Here is a 12760-nt window from a genome sequence, read left to right on the forward strand (position 1 = left end):
AGTTGGAGTATGCGCCGGAACACGGAGAAAGAAAGAAGCAGTTATTGAGAATGGACGCGGAACAACAGCAGCTTTACAACATTATCCGTCAATAACCACTGGGTGTCCCGTTGGCGAAGTCAGGAAGAGCGGGGGCCGGCCTGCTTTCCCCCCTCCAGAACATTCACCCTGTCGCGCAGTTTTCTTATTTCCTCCGCCTGCGCATCGTTGGCGGCCTTCAATTCCTTGATTGATTCTATCAGCGGGGCGAACAAAACGTCGTATGCGACCACCTTGTGTCCGTCCTTGGCGGAGCGCACCGCCTCCGGCATGACCTTCTCAAGCTCCTGGGCTATCACGCCGTCCGAACGCTCGCCGTTGGCCTTCCACCGGAAGCTGACGCCGCGCAGCTTTTCAATGATACTCAACCCCTTGCTGGTTGAAATATCTGTTTTCAGCCTTTCGTCCGAGTTGTGGTAGTAGTTGTTGGCATACAAATCGCCATTCACCTGCAGATAATGCGTGCCGGAGTCCCAGAATATGCGCGCGTTGCTGGTATTATTGTCAAGAGTAAATCCGACATTGGAACCTGCGCCGGACATGTATATCTCGCCGCCCTCGCTGGAACCATCCACCGCGCGCATGATGAGTCGCTTGTTAGATGTGTCGGTATACATGATGTTGGCCACGTCCAGCAACCCCGCCGGCGAAGTGCTTCCTATGCCCACATTGCCAGAGAAATATGAGTACCCGCTTGTGCCGCCGTCAATCTGCAGATAGGCCGCGCTGTCATTATGTATCCCGCCCCTGAACTGCGCCTGGTTCGCGAAATAAGGCGTCCCGCCGGAAACATAGATGCCGTAAGGTATTGTTATATAGCTGCCGCCGCTGGTTATGGATGGATTTGTCTGCGAAAGCGTCAACCCGCCGCCAATGCCGACGTTGTGCGACATGGTTACGTCGCCGCTGGCAAGACCAACCATAAACGGCCGCAGGCTATTCCATGTGCCGTACTGGTCGCCGGATGCGGTAAACAGCAAATACAGATTAGAGCCGTCGTTGCGCCAGAACGCGCCGTAATTGCCGCTCACCATGCGGAACTGGCCGCCGGTGCCGAGGCCAGTACTCATTATTTCCCGGTCTGAGAATATGTACCCGCTGCGCACATCCAGAGCATAAGCAGGATTTGCTGTTCCGACGCCCAGTTGAGCGATATAAGCCCGCGAACTGACGGAAAGGCCAACCCCGGAATAGCTAAACGTCTGCGCCGCGCTCCACGTGTGCGCGCTACCCTGCGTCGTCGCTAGCGTCGGATTCGGGTAAGTCCCGGACAACTCGCCCGCCGCGGTCGTGGTGGTATATATGCCGTTGGTAACCGTCGCTGCGTTGCCCGTTATGCTGCCGATGATTGAGTTGCTAAACGTCTGCGTCGCGCCCCATGTATGCGCACTGCCCTGCGTGGTCGCCAGTGTCGGGTTCGGGTACGTCCCCGCCAGTTCGCCCGCCGCCGCGCCCGTCGGCGCGCCGCCTACCGCGCTGCCGTTCCAGTACAACGCCCCGCCGTTATTGTAAAGAGCAGCCGTCGTGTTCGTCGGCACGCCCGCCGCTATCCGTATGCCGGTGTTGCTGCCGGAACCGGTTACATCAAGCGCATTCGCCGTCGGCGCGGTCGTGCCTATCCCCACGCTGCCGCCGCTGGCGACTGTCATGCGGGTGGAGCCGGTCGTCTGGAAATATATCGGCGCGGCGTCTGACGTGGTCAAATAAAGCCCGCCCGTCCCGCGATGCTGAATGGAGGAATTGCTGTTGACGCCGGAATTTTCGCGAATGATACGCAAAGCCCAGTCGCTATAGGTGTCGTCGCCGTGGAAATCTATGTAGGCATACCGGTCGCCGCTGCCGCCAGCGTTTACTTCCATCCGGTCATTGGTAACCGTAGTATCCCCCAGATAAGCCGTGCCGACGACATCCAGTTGCGCCCTGGGGCTGAGGCTTCCTATGCCCACGCTGCCCTGCACCCACATCCCGGAGGACCCGCCGCCGAAATTGAATACCTGCATTTTGTGCGCGCTGGAATCATTCCAGAATATGCGCGCATCGCCGGCGTTATTGTCAAATGTGAAAGTGTTGTTGGACCCCGCGCCAGTCATGGTTATCTCGGCGCCCTCATTGGAGCCGTCCTGCGCGCGCATTATTATCATGCCGGTACTGGTATAAAACGCTCCGGCCACATCCAACCGCCCCAGCGGCGCGGCGCTTCCTATGCCCACGTTGCCGGATGAGTTCCATATGCCGGAAGGATAATAGGCATTGCTGCTGAACGTCTGCGCCGCGCTCCACGTGTGCGCGCTACCCTGCGCCGCCGCTAGCGTCGGATTCGGGTAAGTCCCGGACAACTCGCCCGCCGCGGTCGTGGTGGTGTAAATGCCATTCGTTACCGTCGCCGCGTTACCCGTTATGCTGCCAATTATGGAATTGCTGAATGTCTGCGTCCCCGCCCATGTATGCGACGCGGAATAATGCGCCGCCGCTATCGTCGGATTCGGATACGTCCCCGTCAGCTCGCCCGCCGCCGCACCCGTAGGCGCCGCGCCCGTTATTGTGGTATTGGCAGCCGATGTTATCCGCCCTTTCGCGTCTACAGTGAATACCCCGACCTGCGTACCGCTGCCATAGCTCCCGCTGGTTACCCCGCTCGTCGCCAGCGTCGGGTTCGGATATGTCCCGGTCAAATCGCCGGCGGCGGTCGTGGTGGTGTAAATACCATTTGTCACCGTCGCCGCGTTACCCGTTATGCTGCCAATTATGGAATTGCTGAATGTCTGCGTCCCCGCCCATGTATGCGACGCGGAATAATGCGCCGCCGCTATCGTCGGATTCGGGTAAGTCCCGGACAACTCGCCCGCCGCGGTCGTGGTGGTGTAAATGCCGTTTGTAACAGTGGCCGCATTGCCCGTTATGCTGCCGGCTATTGAATTGCTGAACGTCTGCGTCGCGCCCCATGTATGCGCCCCGCTCTGCGTGGTCGCCAATGTCGGATTCGGGTAGGTCCCCGTCAAATCGCCAGCCGCATTCCCTGTCGGCGACCCGCCCACCGCGCTGCCGTTCCAGTACAGGCTGCCGCCGTTATTGTAGAGAGCAGCCGTCGTGTTTGTCGGCACGCCAGCCGCTATCCGTACGCCTGTGTTGCTGCCGGAACCGGTTACATCAAGCGCGTTCGCCGCCGGCGCGGTCGTGCCTATCCCCACCGGGCCGTAGAGCACCGTCTTTGTGATGCTGCTGTTGCCCAGTGTAACGCTGTTGCTCCCGTTGCCTCTGGACTGATAGCCGATGACGATTTCATTGCTCTCGCTGTCCGCCGCCGGCCTTGCGTCGTAACCCAGATAAACCGAATTACTGCCCGCCGTATTGCCGGCGCCGCTGGTAATAAAATGGCCGGCATCGAATCCCAACGCGGTGTTGTTGCCGCCCGTGGTGTTGCTGTAAAGCGCCTGATAGCCGAGAGCCGAGTTGTTTGCGCCGGTAGTATAGGAATAAAGCGCTGCCGCGCCAAATGCTGAATTGTAACCGCCAGTGCTTTGTCCCGATGCGCCACGCATCGCATTCACGCCGCTGGCGGTATTCATGGTGCCCGTGGTGTTGTAATAAAGCGCGCTATAACCGCTGGCGGTATTATAGTTGGCCGTATTGTTGTAAAGCACGAAACCGCCAACCCCTGTATTTTGGCTCCCCGTATTAAGGTTAAGCGCGCTAGCGCCAAACGCGACGTTATAGTTCCCCGCGCTTTGGCCCGACACGCCGTATAACGCGGCATAGCCGATGGCGGTATTATTGCCGCCCGTGGTGTTGAATACAAGCGCGTTGACGCCGTTGGCGGTATTGTAGGCGCCTGATGTGTTGGCCTTCAGCGCCTGATAACCTGTGGCGGTGTTATAGCTGGCGGTGTTGTTGTAAAGCGCCAGGGAACCGACGCCTGTGCTGTAGCTTCCCGTATTGAGAAGGAGCGTATTGACGCCGAGCGCAGTGTTAGAGTCGCCGGAACTCTGGCCCGACACGCCATACAACGCGCCGTTCCCGAAGGCGGTATTGTTGCCCCCTGTCGTATTATAATAAAGCGTCCGGTAACCGATGGCGGCATTGCTGTCGCCGGTGGTGTTGGAAAGGCCCGCCTGATAACCGATAAGCGTGTTGTAGAGACCATCGCTGGCATTGGCATTCCCCGCCTGATAGCCCAGGAATATCCCGTAAACAGCGTTATTGACATTCATCAGATTGCTGATAACAGCCCTGGTAACACTGGTGTTCCCCAACGTGACGCTGTTGCTCCCGTTGCCTCTGCCCTGATAGCCGATTACGATTTCATTAGTTTCCGCATCCGCCGCAGGCCTTGCGTCATAGCCGAGATAGACCGAATTCGTCGGTGTCAAATTCTGACTGGTTCCCGTGCCGTAATACATGCCGGCATTATAACCCAACGCTGTATTATAACCGCCTGTGGTGACGTACTGAAGCGCGCTGTAACCGATGGCGGTATTGCCGCTGGCCGAACTCTGGCTGTAAAGCGCGTTGCGGCCTAAAGCGGCATTGGCGCTGCCCGTGTTGACGTATAGCGCGCCGTAACCTAGCGCGGTGTTGCTGTCGCCCGCGCTTTGTCCCGATACGCCGAACAATGCATACATTCCCACTGCCGTATTGGCGCTTCCGCTGGTGTTGCTGTTAAGCGCGCTGTAGCCATTGGCCACGTTGTTGGCTCCGGTCGTGTTATTTTCAAGCGCGCCGTAGCCGGTAGCGGTATTGGCGTTTGAACTCTGACCCGACGCGCCCTTTAGCGCATATGTGCCTACGGCGGTATTGTTATCGCCATTGTTGTAGTAGAGCGAGTTATACCCCACAGCCACACTGGAACCGCCTGTGGAGCGTCCTCTTCCCGCTCCGTAACCGATAACCGTATTGTTAGCGCCCGTGGTATTGGTATATCCCGCCTGATACCCGAAAGCGGCATTACCGGCGCCTGTGGTATTGCCGTACAACGCCTGATAACCATTGGCGGTGTTGTTGCTGCCCGTGCTTTGGCCGGATACGCCCTTCATCGCATCCGCGCCGGTGGCGGTATTGCTGGCGCCTGAGCTGTTGTATAACAACGCCTCATAGCCAGTGGCGGTATTGTTGCTGGCTGTATTGGAATAGAGCGCGGTGGAACCAACAGAGGTATTGTTGTTGCCCGTGTCGTTGGTGTATAGCGCCTGATAACCATAGGCGGCGTTACCGGCGCCGGTGCTGTTGGTGTATAGCGCCTGATAACCAAAAGCGGAACCCCTGATGCCGGTAGTGTTGGTTTTCCCGGCTTGATAACCCACAAAAGCATTGTGGGTGCCGCCGCTCTGATTTGCCGCCCCCGCCCCGTTGCCTATAAATGTCCCATACGCCGCGTCGTAGAAATTGAGATAGCCGGTTACCGCTATCGCCGTGCTGAACGTCTGCGCCGCCGACCACGTATGCGCGCTGCCCTGCGCGGTCGCTAAAGTCGGGTTTGGATACGTCCCCGTCAACTCGCCCGCCGCCGCGCCGGTCGGCGCCGCGCCGCTGATGGTTACATTCGTCGCCGAGGTTATTCGCCCTTTCGCGTCAACCACCAACTGCGCCACCTGCGTCGCATTGCCGTAGCTGCCGCTGGTTACCCCGCTGGTTGCCAATGTCGGGTTCGGATACGTCCCTGTCAAATCCCCCGCAGCCAACCCGCCGGAAAGTATCACGCCCGTCAGCCCCGCCCCGCTTCCCGAAAACGCCGTTGCCGTTACCGTCCCCACAACCTGCAATGCCGTTGACGGATTGATCGTCCCTATCCCCACGCTGCCCTGCAACACGGTCTTGGTGATGCTGGCATTGCCCAACGTCGCGCTGTTGCTGCCGTTGCCCTGGGCCCCATAGCCGATGACGATTTCATTGGTATCCCCGTCCGCCGCAGCCCGCGTATCGTAACCCATATAAACCGAGTTGGCAGTGGTCTGGTTTACGCCGCCGGAGGTTATATATCGGCCCGCGAGGTACCCCATCGCAACGTTGTTGCCACCCGTGGTGTTGGTGAAAAGCGCCTGATATCCGTTGGCGGTGTTATTGCTGCCTATGGTGTTGCTATAGAGCGCCTGACTGCCGACCGCAGTGTTGTTATCGGAACTCTGGCCCGACACTCCGAACATAGAATAATGCCCTATGGCGGTGTTGTTTGAACCGGTAGCATTATAATACAGCGCGGCCGCGCCGACACCGATATTTCCCACTCCCGTCGTAACGCCATGCAAGGACGCATAACCAAAAGCGGTATTGAAAGCGCCCGATGTGGCGCTGATGCCGGCGGTTGCCCCGAAAAAGCTGTTGTATGACCCGGCGCTGCCGCTTGTAAAAGAGGAGCTCTGCCCGCCCCCGCCGACAAATATGTTATAACCGATGGCGCCCGTCGGCTTGAAACTGCTTATCAAAACATCCTGCCCGCTGGTGGTAACATTGACCGCGCCGGTGAACGTCTGCGACCCGCTCCAGGTGTGCGCACCGGTTTGCGTGGTTGCCAGCGTCGGATTCGGATACGTCCCCGTTAAATCACCAGCCGCGCTGCCGGACGGCGCAACACCGCTTATTGTCACATTCGTAGCGGAGGTGATGCGGCCCTTCGCATCCACCACCAACTGCGCAACCTGTGTGGTATTGCCGTAACTGCCGCTCGTTACCCCGCTGGTCGCCAAAGTCGGGTTCGGATAAGTGCCCGTGAGGTCGCCCGCCGCGCTGGTGGTGGTATAGATACCGTTCGTAACCGTCGCCGCATTGCCGGTGATGCTGCCGATGATTGAGTTGCTAAACGTCTGCGTCGCGGACCATGTGTGCGCGCTGGCCTGCGTCGTAGCCAATGTCGGATTCGGATATGTCCCCGAAAGCTCGCCCGCCGCCGCGCCGGTGGGCGCCGCGCCGGTTACCGTTACATTCGTAACCGAGGTTACACGCCCTTTCGCATCAACCGTAACCTGCGCCACCTGCGTGCCATTGCCGTATGTCCCGCTGGTTACCCCGCTCGTCGCCAGCGTCGGATTCGGATAAGTGCCGGTTAAGTCGCCTGCCGCGCTGGTGGTGGTGTAGATACCATTCGTAACCGTCGCCGCGTTGCCGGTGATGCTGCCTACAATTGAATTGCTGAACGTCTGCGTCGCACCCCATGTGTGCGCGCTGCTCTGCGTCGCAGCCAATGTCGGGTTCGGATAGGTGCCCGCCAGTTCGCCCGCCGCCGCGCCCGTCGGCGCGCCGCTTACCGCGCTGCCGTTCCAGTACAAAGCCCCGCCGTTATTGTAGAGGGCAGCCGTCGTGTTAGTCGGCACGCCCGCCGCTATCCGCACGCCCGTGTTGCTGCCGGAACCCGTTACATCCAAAGCATTCGCCGTCGGCGCTGTCGTGCCTATTCCCACCGGGCCGTACAACACTGTCTTTGTTATGCTGCTGTTGCCCAGCGTCGCGCTGTTGCTGCCGTTACCCCGCGCCTGATAACCGATGACGATTTCATTAGTCTCCGCGTCCGCCGCCGGTCTTGCGTCGGCGCCCAGATAAACCGAATTAGACGGGGTCGCATTCTGACCTGACCCTGTGCCGTAATACATGCCGGCCGCATGGCCCAAAGCCAGGTTGTAGGAGCCTGTGGTGTTGAACTCAAGCGCATACATGCCCACAGCGTTATTCCAACTGCCTGTGGTGTTGGAATAAAGAGCCTGCTGCCCGACGGCGGTATTGTAGTTGCCCGTGGTGTTGGCATAAAGCGCGGCATACCCAACAGCCGCATTATCGGCGCCGGTGGTATTGCCGGCAAGCGCCGAATAACCAGTGGCGGTGTTATAGCTGCCCGTGCTTTGGCCGGACACGCCGAACATCGCGTTTCCGCCGATGGCGGTATTATAGCTGCCGGTATCGTGGTAGTATAGCGACTGACGGCCATACGCGCTATTAGAACCGCCTGTGGTATTGGAACGAAGCGCAGTAACGCCGGAAGCGGTATTATAATCGCCTGAGGTATTGGCTACTCCGGCGTAATAACCCAGGAAAACGTTGTCAGCGCCGTCGCTTTGATTTGCCGCGCCCGCACCGTTGCCTATAAATGTCCCATACGCCGCATCGTAAAAATTGAGGTATCCGGTAACCCGTATCGCGGTGCTGAACGTCTGCGCCGCCGACCACGTATGCGCGCCGGTCTGGGTAGTTGCTAACGTCGGGTTCGGATAGGTACCGGTGAGGTCGCCCGCCGCCGCGCCGGAGGGTGCAACACCGCTTATGGTTACATTCGTAGCCGAAGTAACCCGCCCTTTCGCGTCAACCGTAAGCTGCGGAACTTGTGTGGTGTTACCATAGCTGCCGCTGGTTACCCCGCTTGTCGCCAGCGTCGGGTTCGGATATGTCCCGGTCAAATCGCCAGCGGCGGTCGTGGTGGTGTAAATGCCGTTGGTAACCGTCGCCGCGTTGCCGGTGATACTGCCCACGATTGAATTGCTGAATGTCTGCGTCCCCGCCCATGTATGCGACGCGGAATAATGCGCCGCCGCTATCGTCGGATTCGGATACGTCCCCGTCAGCTCGCCCGCCGCCGCACCGGTCGGCGCCGCGCCGCTGATGGTTACATTCGTAGCCGAAGTAACCCGCCCTTTCGCGTCAACCGTAAGCTGCGGAACTTGTGTGGTGTTGCCGTAGCTGCCGCTGGTTACCCCGCTCGTCGCCAGCGTCGGGTTCGGATATGTCCCGGTCAAATCGCCAGCGGCGGTCGTGGTGGTGTAAATGCCGTTTGTAACAGTGGCCGCATTGCCGGTGATACTGCCGATTATGCTCTGCGAGAACGTCTGCGCCGCGCTCCAGGTATGAGCGCTGCCTTGCGCGGTCGCTAATGTCGGGTTCGGATACGTGCCGGTTAGTTCTCCAGCCGCGTTGCCGGACGGCGGCCCGCCCACCTGGCTGCCGCTCCAGTACAGGCTGCCGCCGTTGTTGTACAGCGCAGCCGTCGTGTTCGTCGGCACGCCCGCCGCTATCCGTATGCCCGTGTTGCTGCCGGAACCGGTTACATCCAAAGCATTCGCCGTCGGCGCGGTCGTCCCTATCCCCACGCTCCCCTGCAACACGGTCTTGGTAATGCTGGCATTGCCCAACGTTACGCTGTTGCTCCCGTTACCCCGCACCGCATAGCCGATTACGATTTCATTAGTCTCCGCATCCGCCGCCGGCCTTGCGTCGTAACCCAGATAGACTGAGTTGCTCGCAGTCGCATTCTGGCCGGTTCCCGCGCCGTAATACCGGCCGGCTTCATTGCCAACGGCGGTATTATAGTTGCCTGTGGTGTTGTAGTAGAGCGCGTCGGCGCCGATGGCGATATTATTGCCGCCCGTGCTTTGGCCTGACACGCCGTACATCGCGCCGTACCCGACCGCGACATTGTTGCTGCCCGTGGTGTTGAAATTAAGCGCGGCATACCCAAAAGCCGCATTATTGCTGCCTGTGGTATTGGCAAGCGCCGAATAACCAGTGGCGGTGTTAGCGCTGCCCGCGCTTTGGCCGGACACGCCCCTCATCGCATACACGCCGATGGCGGTATTGTAGCCGCCTGTGGTGTTGTACTGAAGCGTGTCGGCGCCCATGGCGGTATTGTTGCTGCCCGTGGTGTTGCCGTAAAGCGCGGCGGCGCCGTTGGCGGTATTAAAAATGCCCGTGGTGTTGCCGTAAAGCGCCTGATAACCGCTGGCGGTATTGACAGCGCCCGTGGTGTTGCCATTACCGGCATACATCCCGAAGAAGCTGTTGAAAGATGCATCGCTGCCGCTCGTATAGGAGGAACTCTGCCCGCCGCCGCCGATGAAAATGTTATTTCCCATTGCGCCAGCCGGCTTGTAGCTGCTTATCAAAACATCCTGCCCGCTGGTGGTAACATTGACCGCGCCCGTGAATGTCTGCGACCCGCTCCAGGTGTGCGCACCGGTTTGGGTGGTCGCCAATGTTGGATTCGGATACGTCCCCGTCAAATCGCCCGCTGCCGCACCCGTCGGCGCCGCGCCGGTGATGGTCACATTGGTTGCCATGGTTACGCGGCCCTTTGCGTCTACCGTAACCTGCGCAACCTCCGTCCCGCTGCCGTATGTCCCGCTCGTTACCCCGCTGGTTGCCAAAGCCGGGTTCGGATAGGTCCCCGTCAAATCGCCAGCCGCGCTGGTCGTGGTATAGATGCCGTTGGTTACCGTCGCCGCATTGCCGCTGATGGAACCGGCTATCGTTTCCGAAAATGTCTGTGTCCCGCCCCAGGTATGCGCGCCGGACAGCTCGGCTGCCAGTGCCGGGTTCGGGTAATTCCCCATCAAATCGCCGCCCGCAGCGCCCGTCGGCGCCGCGCCGGTGATGGTCACATTGGTTGCCATGGTTACACGGCCCTTTGCGTCTACCGTAACCTGCGCAACCTTCGTCCCGCTGCCGTATGTCCCCGCGGACACGCCATTATCTGCCAACAGCGGGTTAGGATAGGTGCCGGTTAAATCGCCCGCCGCCGCCGTGGTGGTGTAAATACCATTCGTAACTGTCGCCGCGTTGCCCGTGATGCTGCCGGCTATGGAATTGCTGAACGTCTGCGTCGCGGACCATGTGTGCTCGGTGGAATAATGGCTGTCCGCTATCGTCGGGTTCGGATAGGTCCCCGTCAAATCCCCCGCCGCGCTGGTCGTGGTGTAGATGCCGTTGGTTACCGTCGCCGCATTGCCGCTGATGGAACCGGCTATCGTTTCCGAAAATGTCTGTGTCCCGCCCCAGGTATGCGCGCCGGACAGCTCGGCTGCCAGTGCCGGGTTCGGGTAATTCCCCATCAAATCGCCGCCCGCAGCGCCCGTCGGCGCCGCGCCGGTGATGGTCACATTGGTTGCCATGGTTACGCGGCCCTTTGCGTCTACCGTAACCTGCGCAACCTCCGTCCCGCTGCCGTATGTCCCGCTCGTTACCCCGCTGGTTGCCAAAGTCGGGTTCGGATAGGTCCCCGTCAAATCCCCCGCCGCCGCCGTGGTGGTGTAAATACCATTCGTAACCGTCGCCGCGTTGCCCGTGATGCTGCCCATTATTAAATCGCTGAACGTCTGCGTCGCGGACCATGTGTGCTCGGTGGAATAATGGCTGTCCGCTATCGTCGGGTTCGGATAGGTCCCCGTCAGTTCGCCAGCCGCTAAACCACCGGATAGTATAACACCCGACAGTTCAGAGCCGCTTCCGGAGAATGCCGTCGCGGTAACTGTGCCCACAACCTGCAGGGCGGTGGAGGGATCGGTTGTTCCAACACCTACATACCCCATGCCCGTCAGCGACATTACGTGCTTTGTCGCTATGGTGTACGCGGAGTCGCCGGGTCTCCAAGTGAAGAAGTCAATTGCATTGTTGGCGGAGATGTTGTCGTCGTGGCGTGTTTTGATGGCATGGGGGTGAGTACCGTTGAGACTCATTACAACCTGGCTCTTGTCAAACGCACCGGCACCGTTTCCGCTTTCCGTCGCAATAGCCCCGTAGGCGGAATCGTTGGCAAAAGTTTGCAACGCGCTCCAAGTGTGCGCGCTGGGCTGCGATGTCACCAGTGTGGGATTCGGGTAGGTACCGGTCAAATCACCCGCTGCACTGCCCGTCGGCGCCGCGCCGATTATCAGCACATTCGTCGCGGAAATTATCCGCCCTTTCGCGTCAACGGTGAACTGCGCCACCTCGGTGGAGGTGCCGTAGCTGCCGCTGGTTACCGGGGTGGCGGCAAGCTCCGGGTTCGGATAGGTCCCGGTCAAATCGCCGGACGCAGCCGTTGTCGTGTAGACGCCATTCGTAACCGTCGCCGCGTTGCCGCTGATGGAACCGGCTATCATGTCCAAAAATGTCTGCGTCCCGCTCCAGGTATGCTCGCCGGACAGCGCGACGGCCAACGCAGGGTTCGGATAGTTCCCCGTCAAATCGCCGCCCGCCGCGCCGGTGGGCGCCGCGCCGGTGATGGTTACGCTCGTTACCGTGGTCACGCGGCCCTTTGCGTCCACCGTAACCTGCGCCACCTCCGTCCCGCTGCCGTATGTCCCGCTGGTTACCCCGCTTTCCGCCAGTTGCGGGTTCGGATATGTTCCGGTTAAATCGCCCGCCGCAGCCGTTGTCGTGTAGACGCCATTCGTAACCGTCGCCGCGTTGCCGCTGATGGAACCGGCTATCGTGTCCGAAAATGTCTGCGTCCCGCTCCAGGTATGCGGCGCGGAATAATGGCTGTCCGCTATCGCCGGGTTCGGATAGTTCCCGCTAAGGTCGCCCCCCGCAGCGCCGGTGGGCGCCGCGCCGGTGATGGTTACGCTCGTTACCGTGGTCACGCGGCCCTTTGCGTCCACCGTAACCTGCGCCACCTCCGTCCCGCTGCCGTATGTCCCGCTGGTTACCCCGCTTTCCGCCAGTTGCGGGTTCGGATATGTTCCGGTTAAATCGCCCGCCGCAGCCGTTGTCGTGTAGACGCCATTCGTAACCGTCGCCGCGTTGCCGCTGATGGAACCGGCTATCATGTCCGAAAATGTCTGCGTCCCGCTCCAGGTATGCTCGCCGGACAGCGCGACGGCCAACGCAGGGTTCGGATAGTTCCCCGTCAAATCGCCGCCCGCCGCGCCGGTGGGCGCCGCGCCGGTGATGGTTACGCTCGTTACCGTGGTCACGCGGCCCTTTGCGTCCACCGTAACCTGCGCCACCTCCGTCCCGCTGCCGTATGTCCCGCTGGTTACCCCGCTTTCCG

The 12760-nt window shown here is 60.2% G+C and carries 1 protein-coding gene; it reads right to left on the minus strand.

Going from position 1 to position 12760, the window contains the following annotated elements; translation table 11 throughout:
* Positions 1 to 119: 119 nt before the first annotated feature.
* A complete protein-coding gene (locus WC421_11445) occupies positions 120 to 12683 on the minus strand; it encodes a tail fiber domain-containing protein (protein MFA5162841.1) in 12564 nt (4187 codons plus the stop codon).
* Positions 12684 to 12760 lie beyond the last annotated feature (77 nt).

The sequence above is a fragment of the Elusimicrobiales bacterium genome (genome assembly GCA_041651175.1).
In the GTDB taxonomy this organism is placed as follows: Bacteria; Elusimicrobiota; Elusimicrobia; order Elusimicrobiales; family Elusimicrobiaceae; genus JAQTYB01.